General features: G+C 31.1%; 8 protein-coding genes, 2 tRNA genes and 2 rRNA genes. 2 read left to right on the forward strand and 10 right to left on the reverse strand.

Annotated features, from left to right (window positions below):
* Nucleotides 1–3: 3 nt before the first annotated feature.
* The 6 genes from carB to dnaE form a co-directional block, all read right to left on the reverse strand.
* Nucleotides 4–3,246 carry a carbamoyl-phosphate synthase (glutamine-hydrolyzing) large subunit gene (carB, locus tag H0H71_RS01595; protein ID WP_185855819.1) on the reverse strand — a complete coding sequence of 1,081 codons (3,243 nt, stop codon included), beginning with the start codon at nt 3,244–3,246 and terminating at the stop codon, nt 4–6.
* 24 nt (nt 3,247–3,270) lie between these two features.
* A complete protein-coding gene (carA, locus tag H0H71_RS01600; RefSeq protein ID WP_185855820.1) occupies nt 3,271–4,389 on the reverse strand; it encodes a glutamine-hydrolyzing carbamoyl-phosphate synthase small subunit in 1,119 nt (372 codons plus the stop codon).
* Complete coding sequence (locus H0H71_RS01605) at nt 4,386–5,534, reverse strand: aspartate aminotransferase family protein (protein ID WP_185855821.1); 1,149 nt, start codon at nt 5,532–5,534, stop codon at nt 4,386–4,388. The genes carA and H0H71_RS01605 overlap by 4 nt, the downstream gene beginning before the upstream one ends.
* A gap of 16 nt (nt 5,535–5,550) precedes the next feature.
* Entirely contained in the window at nt 5,551–6,522 is a 972-nt protein-coding gene (argC, locus tag H0H71_RS01610) for an N-acetyl-gamma-glutamyl-phosphate reductase (protein WP_185855822.1), read from the reverse strand.
* Nucleotides 6,519–8,297 (reverse strand): argininosuccinate synthase domain-containing protein, encoded by a 1,779-nt coding sequence (locus H0H71_RS01615; RefSeq protein ID WP_185855823.1) that lies wholly within the window; start codon nt 8,295–8,297, stop codon nt 6,519–6,521. Before H0H71_RS01615 ends, argC begins: the two co-directional genes overlap by 4 nt.
* Nucleotides 8,298–8,480: 183 nt before the next feature.
* On the reverse strand, nt 8,481–12,851 hold the full coding sequence (gene dnaE / locus H0H71_RS01620) for a DNA polymerase III subunit alpha (RefSeq protein WP_185855824.1): 4,371 nt from the start codon (nt 12,849–12,851) through the stop codon (nt 8,481–8,483).
* 423 nt (nt 12,852–13,274) lie between these two features.
* Between dnaE and rpsA the strand changes: the two genes are divergently transcribed.
* Nucleotides 13,275–15,164: a 30S ribosomal protein S1 gene (gene rpsA, locus H0H71_RS01625; protein ID WP_185855825.1), complete on the forward strand. Its 1,890-nt coding sequence runs from the start codon at nt 13,275–13,277 to the stop codon at nt 15,162–15,164.
* Between the two features lie 41 nt (nt 15,165–15,205).
* Complete coding sequence (locus tag H0H71_RS01630) at nt 15,206–16,924, forward strand: ribonucleoside-diphosphate reductase subunit alpha (protein ID WP_185855826.1); 1,719 nt, start codon at nt 15,206–15,208, stop codon at nt 16,922–16,924.
* 84 nt (nt 16,925–17,008) lie between these two features.
* Here H0H71_RS01630 and rrf read toward each other — a convergent pair.
* The 4 genes from rrf to H0H71_RS01650 form a co-directional block, all read right to left on the reverse strand.
* Nucleotides 17,009–17,118, reverse strand: a 5S ribosomal RNA gene (gene rrf / locus H0H71_RS01635).
* 84 nt (nt 17,119–17,202) lie between these two features.
* Nucleotides 17,203–20,110, reverse strand: a 23S ribosomal RNA gene (locus H0H71_RS01640).
* Nucleotides 20,111–20,204: 94 nt separating this feature from the next.
* Nucleotides 20,205–20,278: transfer RNA gene (locus H0H71_RS01645), tRNA-Ala, on the reverse strand.
* Nucleotides 20,279–20,327: 49 nt separating this feature from the next.
* Nucleotides 20,328–20,401 (reverse strand) — tRNA-Ile (locus tag H0H71_RS01650).
* Nucleotides 20,402–20,466: the final 65 nt, after the last annotated feature.

Here is a 20,466-nt window from a genome sequence, read left to right on the forward strand (position 1 = left end):
CTATTATATATATTCGTTCCAAGCAGTTATAAATAATTGATCCATTGATAGCTTACAAAAGGCTTGTATAAAAGCTTTTGCCAACCGCGCATTAGTTAGAAGAGGAATGTTAAAATCTACTGCAGAACGTCTTATAGTGTAATCATTATCCAACTCTGATTTACTTAAATTTTTTGGAATATTAATAATCAGATCCAATTTTCTACTTTTGATCAAGTCAATCACATTTGTATTTTTTTTTACATTTTTCCAATGTGCTAAAAATGAAGGTATTCCATTATCTAACAAAAAACTATTTGTTCCTTCTGTAGAAAATAATATATATCCTTTCTTATGTAAAAGTTTCACCATTTCTAACAAATCTAATTTCGATTCTATTGGACCTCCTGATATAAGAATATTTTTTTTTGGTATTGTATATCCAACAGAAAGCATAGCTTTTAAAAGCGCTTCATCAAAAGAGCGTCCTAAACATCCTACTTCTCCAGTGGAAGTCATATCTACTCCTAAAATGGGATCCGCATTTTGTAAACGGGAAAAAGAAAATTGAGAAGCTTTTATTCCTAAGAAATTCGTAGTAAAAAAATTAGGTTCTATTTTATTTTTCTTTTTTCCAAGTAGAACTTGAGTTGCTAGTTCTATCATGTTGAAATGAGAGACCTTAGATACAAAAGGAAAACTACGAGAAGCTCTCAAATTGCATTCAATTACTTTTATTTCATTTTTTTTTGATAAAAATTGAATATTAAAAGGTCCAGATATATTAAAATATTTTGCTATTTTTTTGGATATACGGATTATTTCCTTTAATGTAGATAAATATAGATTATGTGGAGGATAGACTAATGTTGCATCTCCTGAATGGACTCCCGCAAATTCTACATGTTCCGATATAGAATAATATAATATTTCTCCATTTTGAGAAACAGCATCTAATTCAATTTCTTTTGCATTACTAATAAATTCTGTAAAAATAAGAGGATGCTCAGGAGATACAGATTCTTTTTTATTTATGTAATTCTGAAGTTCTTCATGGTTAGAAATCACATTCATATCTGATCCTGAAAGAACATAAGAAGGTCTAATTAAAATAGGATATCCTACTTCCTCTACAAATTTAAAAATAGTATCTAAATTTGATAATTCTTTCCATTTAGGTTGCTCTATTCCTAAATCATCCATTGCATTAGAAAACTTATATCTATTCTCTACTTTCTCTATAGAAAGAGGAGATGTTCCTAAAATAGCCACTTGATTTTCATAAAGTTTTAGAACTAAATTATTAGGGATTTGACCCCCCATAGATACAATTGTTCCTTTTGGATTTTCTAACTCTATAATATCTAATACACGTTCTAAAGTTAATTCTTCAAAATATAAACGATCACAGACATCGAAATCAGTACTTACTGTTTCTGGATTATAATTAATCATTATTGATCTATAAGATTCTTTTTTAATAGCATTCAACGCATTCACACAACACCAATCAAATTCGACACTGCTTCCTATTCTATACACTCCAGATCCTAAAGTAATTACTGATTTTTCATCTTTTTCATAAATCACATCATGTTGAGTGGCATGGTAAGTTAAATATAAATAATTTGTATGTGCAGGATATTCAGAGGCTAAAGTATCAATTAGTCTAACATATGGAACTATATTTTTTTCCTTTCTATATTTTCTTATTTTTTTCTCTATATCAAAAATATTAGCATCCTTATTTTTATCCTTAAAAATACTAGCTATTTGCATATCTGAAAAACCTTCTTTTTTAGCTTTACGAAATAATTCATCAGGAATATATCTCCAATGATCATAAGAAGAAATCTTTTTTTTAGTTTGAAAAATATTATCAAGTTGATATAAAAACCATGGATCAATTTTTGTAAGATCATGAATTTTTTTTATGGAAATTCCTTTTTCCAAAGCTTCTTCTAGAAATACAACTCTTTGGTCAGTAGGGATTTTCAAAGCTACTTGAATGAAATGTGTTGTCTTTCCTAATCTTTTTTTTGTTGTATGATCATTTATGAATCCTTGCATTCCAATGTCTAACATGCGAATTCCTTTTTGGAAAGCTTCTTCAAATGAACCTCCAATAGCCATAACTTCTCCTACACTTTTCATACTGCTCCCAATTTTATTGGATACTCCATAAAATTTTTTTAGATCCCATCTTGGAATTTTACATACAATATAATCTAGTGCAGGTTCAAAAAAAGCAGAAGTCGTTTTAGTTACAGAATTTTTTAATTCATGCAATCCATATCCTATGGATAATTTTGCTGAAACAAATGCTAAGGGATACCCCGTTGCTTTAGAAGCAAGAGCACTAGAACGAGAAAGTCTTGCGTTGACTTCAATAACACGATAATCTTCTGATTTAGGATCTAATGCAAATTGCACATTACATTCTCCAACGATATCAAAATTTTTGGCTATATGAATAGCTAATTTTCTTAAATTATAATATTCAGAATTCGTTAAAGTTTGTGACGGAGCTACTACAATACTTTCTCCAGTATGAATTCCTATAGGATCGAAATTTTCCATATTGCATACTGAAATACAATTATCATATTTATCTCTAACTATTTCATATTCGATCTCTTTCCACCCTTCTAAATATTCTTCTACAACTACTTGAGGGGAATAAGAAAAAGCTTTACGTACTATTTTTTCTAAATCATGAATATTTGTTGCAACCCCACTTCCTAACCCACCAAGTGTATAAGCAGATCTTATTATAATAGGAAACCCAATTTTTAAAGAATAAGAAACGGCATGATCAATAGAATTGACTACGAAACTTTTTGTTGTTTTGAGATTAAGACTAGATAACCTTTTTTGAAAAAGACTTCTGTCTTCACTATGTATAATCGATTCAATAGGAGTACCTAAAACTTGAATCTTATATTTTTCTATGATTTTATCTTTAAAAAGCTGAATTCCACAATTCAATGCGGTTTGCCCTCCAAAAGACAGTAAAATTCCTTTTGGTTTTTCTTTCTCAATCACACTTTTTATAAAAAAAGATGTAAGAGGAAGAAAATAAACTTTATCAGCAACTTCTTTAGAAGTTTGAACAGTTGCAATATTTGGATTGATTAATATAGTATAAATCCCCTCCTCTTTAAGAGCTTTTAAAGCCTGTGTACCAGAATAATCGAACTCCCCAGCTTCCCCTATTTTTAATGCTCCTGATCCCAAAATCAGGACTGTCTCTATTTTATTCTTCATATTTAAGTCTAAGGAAGATTCTTTCTAATTTTTTTTGAATAATCTCTTCTTAATAAAAGAGAGAAAAAGATCGAACAAAAATTCTGTATCTTTAGGTCCGCTGGATGCTTCTGGATGAAACTGTACAGAAAAAAAAGGTTTTTTCTCATGAATGAGCCCTTCGCAAGTATTATCATTTAAATTTTTAAAGAATATTTTCCATTTTCCAGAAATATTTTTAGTATCCAAACCATATCCATGGTTTTGTGACGTTATAAAACTTTTTCCTGTTTCTAGTGATAAAACAGGTTGATTATGTCCTCTATGTGCATACGTTAGTTTATAGGTATCTCCTCCTGCTGCAATCCCCAAAAGTTGATTTCCTAAACAGATTCCAAATATAGGATGTTCTTTTCTCAGTGCCATACGAATATAAGATATAGGTTTTTCATAAATTTTTGGATTTCCGGGGCCATTAGAAAGAACGATTCCGTTATATTCTTCTTTTTCTTTTGTATAATCATAATCCCATGGAACTCTTATTATAGAGCAATTCCTTCGCAAAAGACAACGTAAAATATTATTTTTTAATCCAAAATCAACAAGTAATATTTTATATTTTCCATTTCCATATATGATTTTCTCATGTATCGAAACTTTTTCAGAAAGATTATCCTGATTCGGATCATAAAAAGGGATATCTTCTTTCTCTTTATCCATTAAAATTTTACCTAACATTGCCCCTCCTTTCTTTCTAAGTTTTTGTGCAATGAGTCTTGTATCTACTCCATACAATCCGGGAACTCCATTTTCTAGCAACCAATCCGATAGTGTACAAAACATATTCCAATGATACGGACGATTAGAATAATAGGAAATAATAAGTCCAGATACTTGAATTTTATCTGATTCATAAAATTCATGAATTGATTCCTTATTAAAAGAAAATGGAATTCCATAATTTCCTATAATGGGATAAGTATAAGTCAAAATTTGACCTTTGTAAGAAGGATCTGTCAAACTCTCCGTGTACCCCGTCATAGCTGTATTAAATACAACTTCTCCAGAAGAAGAAACGGGGGCTCCAAAATGATAAGCTTCATACTTTGTTCCATCTTCCAGAATCAACTTTGCCGTTCTTCTTTTTGTTATATTCTTTTTCATTTTTTTTTTTCTAGATATGATAAAGCATTCCTCAGCTTTGTAAGGAATAATTTGATGTGGGTTACGTTAATACTCAATGGAGGAAGTAATCTTAAAACACATGAATGATTAGAGATTCCAACAAATACTTTTTCTTTGTAAATTAAAACATTTTTCAATTCATGAATAGGAAAATCAAATTCTAAACCTAACATTAGTCCTCTCCCTCTTATTTTTTTTATTTTAGGAATCATACGTAATCCTTGCAATAGAATTTTTCCCATTTTTCTTGCATTTTCAATTAAATTTTCTTTTAGAATAATTTCTAATACAGCAATTCCAGCAGTACAAGCTAAATGGGTCCCCCCAAATGTAGTTCCTAACATTCCGTGATATGGTTTAAATTTAGGATGAATAAGAACACCCCCCATGGGAAATCCATTTCCCATTCCTTTAGCAATAGTAATTAAATCTGGTTTTATAAGAGGATATAATTGATGAGAAAAAAAGGATCCAGTTCGTCCATAACCACTTTGAATCTCATCTACAATAAAAACTGTATTGTACTTTTTACAGAGTGCCCCAACTTGACAAAAAAAATCAGCCCCCGGATCTCTGATTCCCGAAACACCTTGTATTCCTTCCGTAATTAAAGCACAAATGTCTCCATGTTTTAATTTTTTTTCTAAAATTCCAATCTCCTTATAATCTAAAAATATAGTTTCATGTTGAGCATCAAAAGGAGATACTAACTTGTAGTTATCCGTTACGGAGACACTTCCGCTTGTCCTTCCATGAAAAGAACCTTTAAAAGCAATAACCTTTTTTTTACCTGTATGAAAAGAGGCTATTTTCAATGCGTTTTCATTAGATTCAGTTCCAGAATTACAAAGAAATAAAGAATAATTTTCATATCCTGAAACACACCCAAGTAAATGAGCTAATTTTTTTTTTTTATAAATAAAAACACTATTCGAATAATAAGGAATTTTATGAATTTGTTCTATTAAGGATTTTACATAATATGGATGCGAATGACCAATAGAAATTACGGCATGCCCTCCATAAAAATCTAAATACATATGTCCTTGTTTATCAAAAATATATACTCCTTTACTTTTGGTTAATTCTATGTTTAGAATAGGGTATACGTCAAATAGTTCCATTTTCACTTTTTTTTGATTAAAAACGAACGGATTTTAATCTCAACCCACAAGTTTCATCTAAATTAAATAAAAGGTTCATATTCTGTACGGCTTGACCGGAAGCCCCTTTTATAAGATTATCTATAATGCTTATAACTATCAGTTGATCCTTCTCTTTTAGAAGATACAAAATACATTTATTGGTATTTACTACTTGTTTTATATCTATGTTAATATCAGAGACTTCAACAAATGGATGCCTCTTATAATATTCCTTATAAATTTCTCTATTCTTCTCCAAAGAAAAACTAGAATAAGTATATAAAGTTGCTATAATTCCTCTTGAAAAATTTCCTCTATAAGGAATCAAATAAATCTCAGAAGAAAAGTTATTTTGTACTTTATGAATAACCTGTTTGATTTCTTGTATGTGTTGATGTTGAAAAATTTTATAAGTAGAAATGTTGTTAGTTCTCCAACTAAATTGATTCGTTTCACTTATTTTTTTTCCGGATCCTGTAGATCCAGTTATAGCACTAATATGAATCTGTTTTTTTAGTAGATTGTTTTGAGCTAAAGGTAAAATGGATAAAAGAACAGCTGTCGCAAAACATCCTGGATTGGCGATATTATAAGATTTTTTTATGACATCTTTCTGTAATTCTGGTAATCCATATATAAAATTTCTCCCTTCAAAAACAGATTGATTGAGAATTCTAAAATCTTGACTAAGATCAATAACTTTTACATGATCAGATATTTTTTTTAATTCTTTTCTAGATTGTCCATGTCCTGAACAAAGAAACACTATATCTATTTCTTTGTTTAAAGATCTAGTAAATTTCATATTTATTTCACCTAGTAGATCTTGATGAATACAATGAATCCATTTTCCTGGATTACTTTTGCTGACCACACTATTAATTCTTGCTTTCGGATGATGAATTATCAATCTGATTAATTCTCCAGCAGTATATCCAGTTCCTCCTATAATCCCTATTTCAATCATTCTTTTTTACCTTCTTTTTTATTTAAATTATGATACATTTTCATTTGATTGCTCAATATTTTTGTAAATCCTTTAACATCTTCTGCAGTCCAAGCATAATTCATTTCTCCATATTGAGCCATATTAGATTCCATTAAATCAAATTCAGATTGAATCCCAACTAAATGAAATCTATAAGGATATAAAATTATATGGACAGTTCCAGTTAGCCTTTTTTGGGAGCTACTTAAAAACATTTCTATATCACGCATGACAGGATCTAAATATTGAGCTTCATGAAGTAACATTCCATACCAATTAGATAACTGTTCTTTCCAATAAAGTTGCCATTTTGTAAGAATATGTTTTTCTAACAAATGATGAGCTTTAATAATGATAATAGCAGCTGAAGCTTCAAACGCAACTCTTCCTTTAATTCCTAAAATAGTATCTCCTATGTGAATTCCTCTTCCTATTGCAAATTCTGAGGCAATTTTTTCAAGTTTTATTATATTTTTTATCGCCTTTCCCTTTTCTCTGTTAATACTTACTAATTCTCCTTTTTCAAATTCTAATTCTAGAGTTTCACTCTTTTTTTTTTTTAACTTTGTTGGATAGGATTCTTCCGGAAAATCGTGATAAGAGGTGAGTGTTTCCTTTCCCCCTATGCTAGTCCCCCAAATTCCTTTGTTAATGGAATATTTCGCTTTATCCCAGCAAATGGAGATACCTCTGTTTCGCAAATATTCAATTTCTTCTTTTCTAGAAATTTTCAGATCTCTTATAGGGGATAAAGTAATTTTTTCAGGACAAATGATTTGAAAAGCTATATCAAATCTAATTTGATCGTTACCTGCTCCAGTACTACCATGAGCGATTGCTTTAGCATTAATAAAAGTTGCATATTGTGCAATTTGAATAGCCTGAAAAATTCTTTCAGAACTAACTGAAAGTGGATATGTATTGTTTTTAAGAATGTTTCCAAATATAAGATATTTTATACAATTTTGATAATATTCTTCTATAGCGTTAATAGTTCTATGTGATTTTGCTCCAATATTAAAAGCTCTTTCTTCAATTTCTTTTAATTCCTCTTCTTTAAATCCTCCTGTATTTATAATCACAGTATGGACTTCGTATCCTTCTTCCTGGATCAGATATTTTAAACAGTAGGAAGTATCTAATCCACCACTATAGGCTAAAACTATTTTATCTCCATGAATTAAATTTTTTTCGTTATTTTTATTCTTGTTAGGTTTATTTATCTTGTCACATATGTTGTATAAAAGTCCTGTACAGAGACACATTTTTCTTTTATTTCTGTTTAATATGTCAAAGTTTGAACAACTTTGACAACCTTTCCAAAACTCTTCTGATTGAGGTAGTTCACTAAAAGAAACTGGCTTAAAACCCAATTCTGTATTCATTTTTATAACGGAATTACTTGTTGTAATACTAAAAATTTTAGAATTTGGAAATTTTTTTCTGGAAAGTTTAAAGATTTCAATTTTTATGATTCTTGCTAATCCTTTTTTTCTGAACTCAGGAAAAACAATCAACCCGGAATTGACAACAAATTCTTCATTTTGAAAAACTTCAAGATAACTAAATCCTGCTATTTCTCCATTACAAAAGGCAATCACAGCATTTCCATTAATCATTATTGATTTAATATATTCCGGATCTTTTTTAGAAATTCCAGTTCCTCTACTTTTTGCTGATTCCTCTATTTTCTTGCAAATCAAGAAAGCATATTTTGTATCCTCATCATGAGATACTCTAACTTTTATTTTCATTTTGTAAAAACCCAAAAACACTAAGAAAAAATAAACGAGTTTTTTGTTGTAGTTTTTAGTACTAATTATTCAATTCAGTAGTAAAAAATAATCTTCTCTATTCTTTACTGATTAACTTTAACTACTACTAATCACTACTATTCGCAAGGTACAAATTTAATAAAACAAAGTATTTTTTAGTATTTATTGTCTATTACAAGTTTTAATTAAAAAAAAATCCAATCCCTTTATTTTTTCTAATTCTTTTAAAAAACTTGAAGTTATATTAACTCCATACTTTTTAGATTCAAAATTTAAATAAATTTTATTCTCTCTATCATAAAGTAGAATATGAAGTATTTTGTTCCCTTTTCGTTGAGAAAAAAGCCTTTCTATTTCATGAATGATCATGCTATCAAGGTCATTAATATTAATTTTTACTATCAATTTATGAGTCAGTTTTTTGAGTACATCTTGTAAACTTTCTATGTGCAAAACATGAATTCTATTTTCTTTAGATTTATATTTTTCTACTCTATATTTTTCTATATAGATAGATAAATACAACAAGCTATTGTTAAATAAAAGGTGTTCATATTTTAAATACTCTTTTCCAGAAAGACGGAATTCTTTAGAAGAATGATAATCTTCTAACAATAAGATTCCATATTTTATTCCACTTTTTATATATGTTTTTTTTTCTATTTTAGATAGAATTCCACATATGTGTATATTTTTTCCTATGAGTTTGGATTCATTTTTATTAAATTGATCTAAAGAAAGATTAGTAAAATATTTTCTCTCATAATAAAAAGCATCCAGAGGATGTGAAGTGGCATAAACCCCTAATACTTCTTTTTCTTTGGATAATTTATGAATCTGACTCCATGTGTTTCCTTCTCTGAAAATTGGTTTTTCTATTTCAATTTTTTTAAGATTAAGAAGAGAAGTTTTATTCTCTTTTTTTATTTTTTGATATTTTGATCCGAATCGAATAATTTTCTCTATAGTTCTGAACTGATTTTCATCATCTAAATGAAAATATTGTTCTCTCTCAACATGAAATCCATCTAATGATCCTGATAAAATTAAACTTTCCAAAGTTTTTTTATTCACTATACGTAAATTGATTCTTTTTACTAAATCAAATATAGAAGTATATGGTCCATTTGTTTCTCTTTCACTAAGAATTGTTTTAACAGCATTTTCTCCAACTCCTTTTATTCCTCTCATTCCGAATCTAATATGTCTGATATTATTATGATCTTTTGTTACTTGAAAAAAGGAATCGCTTTCATTTATATCTGGTCCAATAATAGATATTCCCATTCTTTTACACTCTTTTATGAAATATGTTAGTTGTTTAATATTTTGCATATTATTACTTAGAACAGAAGCCATATATTCATATGGAAAATGTGTTTTCAGGTAAGCAGTTTGAAATGCGATATAAGCATAACATGTAGCATGAGATTTATTAAATGCATAGAAAGAAAAAGATTCCCAATCTTGCCATATTTTTTCCAAAATATTTTTCGGATATCCTTTTTTCATTGCCTGAAAAAGGAACTGATTCTTCATTTTATTTAGAACATTTTTTTGTTTTTTTCCCATAGCTTTTCTAAGTAAATCTGCATCCCCTTTGCTAAATACAGCTATTTTTTGCGATATCAACATAACCTGTTCTTGATATATTGTTATCCCATAAGTTTCTTTTAAAAATTCTTCCATTTCTGGTAAATCATAGGTGATTGCTTCTTTTCCATGTTTTCTAGATATGAAATTAGGAATATATTGTAATGGGCCCGGTCTATACAATGCCATCATTGCAATTAAATCATCAAATTTATCAGGTTTAAGAAGACGTAAATATTTCTGCATTCCTGGAGATTCGTATTGAAAAACGGCTATGGTTTCTCCTTTCTGGAAAAGAGAATAAGTTTTTTTATCTTCTAGAGGAAATGAAAAATCTGTGAGATTCACACGTTTCTTTATAAGATTTAAAGCATCTTTAATAATAGTAAGGGTTTTTAATCCTAGAAAATCCATTTTTAACAGGCCCGCATGTTCGACTACATTATTATCAAATTGTGTAACTAATAAATCAGATTCTTTAGAAACAGAAACTGGAACATATTCTTTAATATCAGAGGGGCTTATAATTATTCCACAAGCATGTATTCCAGTACTTCTTATAGATCCCTCTAAAATTTTTGCTTGTTTTAGAATTCTCCCTTCCAAGGTTTCTTTCTTCTCTGCAATTTTTCTAAGTCTTTTAACATTATTCCTTTCATCTTTGTTGATTCCTTCTATTTTAGAATTTTTTGATAAAATTTCTTTCAAAGAAAGTAAACTAGGAACCATTTTTGCGATACGATCTGTTTCTTTTAAGGATAGATTAAATACACGTGCCGTGTCTCTAATGGCAGATTTCGCCCCCATAGTGGAATAGGTAATAATTTGCGCAACTTGATGTTTCCCATATTTATCTACAACCCATTTAATAATTTTTTCCCGTCCACGATCATCAAAATCAATATCAATATCTGGAAGAGAAATCCTATCTGGATTTAAAAATCGTTCAAAAAGAAGGTTATATTTGATGGGATCTATATCTGTTATTCCTATACAATAAGCTACAACAGATCCAGCAACAGAACCTCTTCCCGGACCTATTGAAATATCCATTTTTCTAGCTTGAGAAATAAAATTGTGTACAATCAGAAAATAACCAGGATATCCAATTTTTTCAATTGTTTTTAATTCAAAATGAATTCTTTCTTTAATTTCTTTTGTCAAATGGGGGTAACGTTTTTTAGCTCCTTCATAAGTAAGATTTCTTAGAAAATAATTCTCTCCTATATTGTTATTTTTTATTTCAACTTTCTGATCCAGAGTCTTTCGAAAAGATTCTGGAATTTGAAATTTGGGAAGCAATATTTTATGAGAAAGATGATAAGTTTCAATTTTGTTAATTAATTCGTCTAAAAAATCAAAAGCTTCTGGAAGATCAGAAAAAATTTCTTTCATATCTTCTTGACTTTTAAAATAAAATTCTTGATTTGGAAATCCAAATCTGTAACCTCTTCCAGTCCCTATAGGAGTTGATTGTTTTTCTCCATTTTTTACGCAAAGTAAAATATCATGCGCATGAGCCTCTTTTTTATTTAAGTAAAAAGTATTGTTTTGGACAATATATTTTACATGATATTTCTCTGAAAACTGAAGTAAAATCTTATTGACATAATCTTCTTCTTCTAATCCATGACGGAATAGTTCTATATAGAAATCTTCTTTGAAAAGTTCTTTCCACCAAAGAAAAACTTTTTCTGCTTTTCTTTTTCCTTGATTTAATATGGTTTGTGGAATTTCTGCATTTAGATCTCCAGTAAGAGCTATTAAGTTTTTCTTGTATTTTTCAATTAAATTCTTTCCCACTCTAGGAATTCCAGAATAAAATCCTTCTGTAAAGCCAAGAGAACAAATTTTTGATAAATTGTGATATCCATCTTTGTTCTTAGATAAAAGGACTTGTTTATATCGTTTGTCTGGTTGTTCTTTAGTGAATTTATTTTGTAAATAAAATTCTGATATAAAAACTTCACATCCAATAATTCCCTTAATGGATTTTGGAAAATATTTTTTATTTGCGGAATGAATGGCGTTTAAAAAATGAAAAGCCCCCATCAGATTTCCATAATCTGTTATTCCTACAGCAGGCATCTCAAAATAGATTGATTTTTCAATCAAAGATTGAATCTCTATGGTTGAGGAAAGTATGGAAAAAGAAGTGTGATTATGAATATGAGAATATCTTTTTTTTTTTATTTTATCCAAATTTTTATAAGAAATATCTTCTGATTCTTCTGTATAAAGAGTATTTTTGTAATTATAAGAAGGGGAAGGTTTTTCAAAGAAAACCATAGAGGAAGAAATAGGGTTCTGAAACTGCTCTCTGAATTGGATTAGAGTATTTTTGTCTATTCCTAAATCATGAGACGATATAATTCCAATTCTGATAAGTTCTAAAAAACAACGAGCTGTTGCTTTTACATCATTTGATGCATTATGCAAATTAGAAAAGTAGATTCCGAATAATTTGTAATATAATTCGTTTAATGTGGGCCATTTAAATCTTTTTTTGCTGATTCCAGGTAGTTTACAATAAGAAATTGATATTTCTTTAGTATCTATAAGTTTTTTTTCTTTGAAAGAAATTTCTTTTTTTTTACGAAAAAACTCACATGCAATAACTTTAACATCAAAATCTAAATTATGTCCAATTAGACATTTGGATTTTTCGAAAGATTTTTTAAATTCTTTGAGAACATAATTTAAATTTTTTCCACATTTTTCTGCTTTTTCATTAGTAATTCCATGAACTTTAAAAGAATTGAAAGGAATGTCATAATGTTCTGGTTGGATAATAAAATTTTTAAATTCTATAAAATTCCCTAGAAGATCATGACATTGCCATGCAATTTGAACAATTCTAGGCCAATTTTCTGTATTAGTAATTGGAATACTGTAAGATATAGGTAGCCCTGTGGTTTCTGTATCAACAATGAGGTACATTCTTTTTTTTACATTACAATTTAATCAATTCAGATTGTATTTTGTATTATCATTAATTATTTATTATCTCTCATCTCTCACTTACTTACTTTATTACTTTTTTAGTGTAAGTGGAAATCATTTGTGTCTGTGTATGAATGATGATGATATTTTAGTTTAGTAGGATAAAATTTGAAAGTCTGAGTTAGAAAAAAATAGTTTTTTTGAATTATAATTTTATGAAAAATTATTAGTTTTGTATTCTCTAGTTTTTTTATTCTTGAACAATATTCCAATACTAATACTAAGAATACTAAGAAAGAATATCTGACTGTTCTAGTTTTTTCTGTTCCTTACTACTATCTTTATGAATGAATATGAATAGAAAATAATAAAAAAGTTAAGTGCGGATGTTCTTATCTTATTTTTTAAAATTATAAATATATGTCTAATCAAACAGAAGAAATTAAAAAGGATGTAAAAAGTTTAGATTCAAATCTTTATGATGTGAATTTAGAGAAATCAAAAAATGATAAGGAAAAAATAAAAAGTTTCGATTGGACGAAATACGAAACTCATAATAATAATGAGATACAAAAAAAAAGAAAAGAATTTGAAGAAATATATACGAAAACTTTGCCAGATATCCAAGAATTGGAAATTTATAAAGGGATTGTGACGCTTATTACGAATAAGAATGTAATTGTGGATATTGGATTTAAAGCAGAAGGGGCGATTCCTATAAATGAATTTAGAGAAGATTTTAATTTTTTTGAAGTAGGAAGTTCTATAGAAGTCATGGTGGTCAAGATGGATTATAAAGGACAATGTATTCTATCATATCAGAAAGCAAAAACATTAAGAAATTGGAAACGCATTAATGAAGCATATGAGAAAGGGGAGGTTATTTTAGGTTATGTTGCTGCTAGAACAAAAGGGGGGCTTATCATAGAAATTTTTGATATTGAATGTTTTCTTCCAGGTTCACACATTAATGTAAAACCTGTTCGAGATTATGATATTTATGTTGGAAAAACTATGGAAGTCAAAGTCGTTAAAATTAATAGAAAAACAAAAAATGTTGTTGTTTCTCATAAAGTTTTGATAGAAAGAGATATTGAAGAACAAAGAAAAGAAATGATTTCTAAATTAGACAAAGGACAAGTTTTAGAAGGAAAAATAAAAAATATTCTTCCTTATGGAGCTTTTGTAGATTTAGGAGGTGTAGATGCATTATTACATATCACAGATATGAGTTGGCCTCATATAAATCATCCCACAGAAGTTGTTCAGTTGGAGCAAGAATTAAAATTTGTGGTTTTAGGTGTGGATAAAGATAAAAATCGTGTTCAGCTAGGATTAAAACAATTGCAACCACACCCTTGGAATTCATTGGACAAAAATTTAAAAGTGGGAAGTATAGTCAAGGGAAAAGTCAGTGTTTTGGCAGATTATGGAGCTTTTGTAGAAATTATACCAGGAGTAGAAGCTTTATTACATATAAGTGAAATGTCTTGGTCTTCTGATTTATCTTCTCCCCAAGATTTTGTGCAAATAGGAGATAAGTTAGAAACCATGATACTCACTATAGACCGTCAAGAAAGAAAAATGTCTTTAAGTCTCAAACAACTCACTCCAGATCCTTGGATATCTATCCAAAAAAAGTATCCTATAGGATCAAAACATCTTGGGGTAGTACGAAAATTTACTAATTTTGGAGTTCTTTTAGAATTAGAGAAAGGAATATCTGGAATTGTTTATACAAATGATCTTTCATGGTTAAAAAAAATCAAACATTCTTCTGAATTCTGTAATATTAATGATAGATTGGAAATCATAGTTATGTCCTTAGACATTCAAACAAGAAGACTCAATTTAGGACACAAACAATTAACGGAAAATCCATGGAATAAGTATGAAAATATTTATCATGTAGGAAGTATTCATCATGGAATAATAATAAACTTATTTGATAAAGGAGCTACAGTAAAATTTCCTGTGACTACTACTGATAAAGAAAAAGAAGATAAAGAACAAAAATTCGAAGAATTCGAAGCATTTGCTCCATTACGTTTTTTGGAAAAAAAAGATGGTAAATACCTTAAAATAGGAGAAAAAGTTAATTTTAAGATTATAGAATTTAATAAAGAAACCAAGAAGATTGTTGTTTCTCATACTTCAATTTATAAAGATTATAAAGATGGAAAACAACAAAAAAAAGAGCATCGTGTTAGAAGCAGGAAACTAGAAAAATCTACTTTGGGAGACATTGCGGGATTGGCTAAGTTAAAAGAAAAAATAGAAAAGGAGAAAAAAATAGAAGAAAAAGAGTAAAAGTATTTTTTAGGAATTTGAATTTTACAGTAGTAAAAAAAATGGAAACACACCCTATTGCAGAAAAAGAAGGATGGAAAGTTGGAATAGATCTTCCAATATGGGCTAATAATGAACTGTATTTGACTACAATTAAAGGGGGATATTTGTTGAATGGAGAAACTCCTTTTGAAGCATATAAAAGATTGTCTAAAAATGCTGCAAAAATTCTTAAAAAACAGAAAATAGAAGAAAAATTTTTTAATATTCTATGGAAAGGATGGCTGATTCCTTCCACTCCAGTTATGGTAAATCTAGGGACTGAAAGAGGGTTGCCTATTAGTTGTTTTTCAGGAAGGATTGGAGATAGTATGTATGAGATATATAGAAAGAATTTAGAGATGGCTATTTTAAGCAAGCATGGAGGAGGAACTTCTTATGATTTTAGTCTTGTGAGACCAGTAGGAAGTTCTATAAAAAATGGAACATTGGGAACTTCTGATGGAATTATTCCTTTTATTAAATCATATGATAGTACCATAGTAGCTAGTAAACAAGGAAGAACTAGAAGAGGGGCAGTAGCTATTTATTTGAATATTGAACATAAGGAATATCCAGAGTTTTTAAAAATAAGAGAACCTAAAGGAGATATCAATAGACAATGTCATAATGTTCATCAAGGAGTGATAATTTCTAATTCTTTTATGGAAAAAGCGTTGAATAATAACGGAAAAGAAAGAAATTTATGGATCAACACATTGAAAGAACGTGTTAAAACTGGAGAACCTTATCTTTTTTTTAAAGATAATGCTAATCAGCATATTCCAGAATATTGGAAAAAACACGGATTAAAAATCCATCATAGTAATCTTTGTTCAGAAATCATGTTGCCAACAGATGAAAGCCATACTCTCGTATGTTGTCTTTCTTCATTAAACTTGTACAAATATGTAGAATGGAAAAATACAAATACTGTGTTTTATTCTATTTTATTTTTAGATGCTGTTTTGCAAGAATTTATTGACAAAGGAAGAAATATACAAGGAATAGAAGATGCTATTCGTTTTGCAGAAAAAAGCCGTGCTCTAGGATTAGGTGCTTTAGGATGGCATTCTTATTTACAATCTAAAATGATTCCATTTATATCTAAAGAATCTGAAATATTAATTCATCATATTTTCAGAAATATTCAAGTAGAATCACAAAAAGCAACTCAATATTTAGCTCAAGAATATGGAGAATCAGAATGGAATGTTGGAACCGGAAGGAGAAATTTAACTTTAATGGCAATGGCCCCCAATAGAAGTTCTGCAAAATTAGCAGGAGGGCTCTCACAAGGAGTGGAACCTTTAGCAGCAAATATATATGTAGATGATGATTCAAAAGGAATGCATATTCGAAAAAATCCTCATTTGGAAAAAATTCTTATAAAAAATGGATATAATATTCCAGAAGTTTGGGAACAAATTGCGAATGAAAAAGGATCTTGTTTAGGATTAGTATTAACTGCTCTTAGTGAAAAAGAAAAAAATGTATTTAGATGTTTTAAAGAAATAAATCAACTAGAATTAATAAAACAAGCTAGAATACGGCAAAAATACATTGATCAAGGACAAAGTATAAATCTAGCATTTCATCAAAATACTCCCGCTAAATTCATAAATAAAGTTCATCTAGAAGCTTGGAGAATGGGATTAAAAAGTCTTTATTATTATAGAAGCGAAAGCATTCTTCGTGCAGACACTAAACACAGAGATTTATATTCGGAATGCTTGCTATAATAATAAATAATAGGTAATAAATAAAAATAATTATTACATAACTAACTCTCTCACTCTTAAAAATAAAAACTAACTAACCAAAAAATAGGGCGGCGACTTACTCTTCCGGAAGAACCAGTACCATCAGCGCTAATGTGTTTAACTTCTCTGTTCGGAATGGAAAGAGGTGGGTCCACATTGCCATAACCACCCATAAAAAAAAATAAATAATTGAATTGATTGATTGAATCAAAACAAAAAAAAAGAACATAACATACATTAATTTAAATATAGACAGAAAATAAAAGCTTACGGGTAATTAGTACTACTTAGCTATGACATTGCTGTCTTTACACTGATAGCCTATCAACGTTGTAATCTTCAACGACCCTTATAAAGAAGCCTAATCTTGTGGTGAGCTTCGCACTTATATGCTTTCAGTGCTTATCTCTTCCGAACGTAGCTACTCAGCAATGCACCTGGCGATACAACTGATACACCAGAGGTTCGTCCAATTCGGTCCTCTCGTACTAGAATCAGGTCCACTCAAGCTTCTAACGCTCGCAATAGATAGAGACCGAACTGTCTCACGACGTTCTGAACCCAGCTCGCGTGCCACTTTAATGGGCGAACAGCCCAACCCTTGGGACCTTCTTCAGCCCCAGGATGTGACGAGCCGACATCGAGGTGCCGAACCTCCCCGTCGATGTGAGCTCTTGGGGGAGACTAGCCTGTTATCCCCGGAGTACCTTTTATCCTTTGAGCGATGGCCCTTCCATGCGGAACCACCGGATCACTATGCCCTACTTTCGTACCTGATCGACTTGTAAGTCTCACAGTCAAGCACCCTTATGCCATTATACTCTACACACGATTACCAAACGTGTTGAGGGTACCTTTGGAAGCCTCCGTTACCTTTTTGGAGGCGACCACCCCAGTCAAACTACCCACCACGCAATGTCCTCAATAGTTTTTTTAATACTGAGTTAGATTTCAACTAAAAAAAGGGTGGTATTTCAAGGTTGACTCCATATTATCTAGCGACAGTACTTCAAAGTCTCCCACCTATCCTACACATTTTTTAATCAAAATCAATACGAAGCTATAGTAAAGGTTCACAGGGTCTTTTCGTCCCATTGCGAGTAATCGGCATCTTCACCGATATTACAATTTCACCGAGCTCACGGCTGAGACAGTTTCCAGATCGTTACACCATTCGTGCAGGTCGGAACTTACCCGACAAGGAATTTCGCTACCTTAGGACCGTTATAGTTACGGCCGCCGTTTACTGGGGCTTCAGTCAAAAGCTTTGCTAAAGAAGCTAACCTTTTTCTTTAACCTTCCAGTACTGGGCAGGTGTCAGACCCTATACATCATTTTTCAATTTAGCAGAGTCCTATGTTTTTGATAAACAGTCGCCTGGATATTTTTCACTGCGGCCTTCCTTAGAGATCTAAGGAAGGCTACCTTTCTCCCTAAGTTACAGGTTTATTTTGCCTAGTTCCTTAGCCGTGAATCACTCGAGCACCTTAGGATATTCTCCCCAACTACCTGTGTCGGTTTTGGTACGGATCGCTTTTATCTGAAGCTTAGAGGCTTTTCTTGGGAGCTCTTACCTGTACTATCCACTCACCAAAAAAGGCTTGTGGTACTATCATAGATCAGCAAAACATACGGATTTACCTATATATTTTATACCTAACTATTTTAACGTACACTTCCGTCCGTACGCGACAGTTTCATAACTCCGTCCCCCCTTCGCAATAAAAGCAAGTACCGGAATATTAACCGGTTTTCCATCGACTACACCTTTCGATTACATCTTAGGATCCGACTAACCCCCAGTTGATTAACATAGCTGAGGAAACCTTAGTTTTTCGGTGTACGGATTTCTCATCCGCATTATCGTTACTTATACCTACATTTTCTTTTGCAAGAACTCCACTACATTTTACAACATAGCTTCTGCGTTCTTGCAATGCTCCCCTACCGATTGATTTTTCAATCCCATAGTTTCGGCGATATATTTATGCCCGTTTATTATCCATGCTCAATCACTAGACTAGTGAGCTGTTACGCACTCTTTAAATGAATAGCTGCTTCCAAGCTAACATCCTAGCTGTCTGTGTAACTAAACCTCGTTTTTACAACTTAACATATACTTTGGGGCCTTAACTGATGGTCTGGGTTGTTCCCCTCTCGGACATGGACCTTAGCACCCATGCCCTCACTACCGTGAAACATAATGACAGCATTCGGAGTTTGTCAGGAATCAGTAGGTGATGAAACCCCTTCATCCAATCAGTAGCTCTACCTCTGCATTACTTTAACACGATGCTGCACCTAAATGCATTTCGGGGAGTACGAGCTATCTCCGAGTTTGATTGGCCTTTCACCCCTACCCACAAGTCATCCGAAGACTTTTCAACGTCAACCGGTTCGGTCCTCCACTATGTGTTACCACAGTTTCAACCTGCTCATGGGTAGATCACTCGGTTTCGCGTCTAATTCTTCCGACTAAACGCCCTATTCAGACTCGCTTTCGCTACGGCTCCATAGCTCAACTACTTAACCTTGCCGGAAAAATTAACTCGTAGGTTCATTATGCAAAAGGCACGTCGTTACCTCACTAAAAGGCTACGACAGATTGTAAGCGTATGGTTTCAGGATCTATTTCACCCTTCTATTCGAAGTACTTTTCACCTTTCCCTCACGGTACTAGTTCGCTATCGGTCTCTGAGTAGTATTTAGCCTTACCGGATGGTCCCGGTAGATTCAGACAAGATTTCCCGTGTCCCGTCCTAATCAGGTTACTAATAGGTGATTTTTTATATTTCGTATACAGGATTATCACCTTCTATGATTGGTTTTTCCAAACCATTCTACTATATAAAACATCTACCTTAGTTATAGACCTACAACCCCACTGAAGATAAAACTTCAATGGTTTGGGCTCTTCCGATTTCGCTCGCCACTACTAACGGAATCACTTTTGTTTTCTTTTCCTCTAGATACTTAGATGTTTCAGTTCTCTAGGTTTGCATTACTGTTTAAGTAATATCATATAGAAATATGATAGGTTTCCCCATTCGGATATCTGCGGATCAATTTGTATGTGCCAATTCCCGCAGCTTATCGCAGCTTATCACGTCCTTCTTCGCCTCTCAGAGCCAAGGCATCCACCATACGCCCTTACTTAGCTTTTTTTTTTCTTAACACTTACTTTAAAGTGAACCTATATTTAATTTTGTTTGTATGTTATGTCAAAGAACTCAATATCAATAATAATGAAAATAATGAATGGAGAATATCGGAGTCGAACCGATGACCTCCTGCTTGCAAAGCAGGCGCTCTAGCCAGCTGAGCTAATTCCCCCTCCTACCTCACTACTTTAACTTTAATCTTAAAAATTAAAAAACTAAAATAGTCTCGCGCGGAATTGAACCGCGGACCTCTACATTATCAGTGTAGCGCTCTAACCGTCTGAGCTACGAGACTGATATATAATTTATATAAATACCAATCTCTCTCCTCTAACTTTATTTTTGTTGAATATATAAATA

It is taken from the genome of Blattabacterium cuenoti (assembly GCF_014251375.1).
GTDB lineage: Bacteria > Bacteroidota > Bacteroidia > Flavobacteriales > Blattabacteriaceae > Blattabacterium > Blattabacterium cuenoti_K.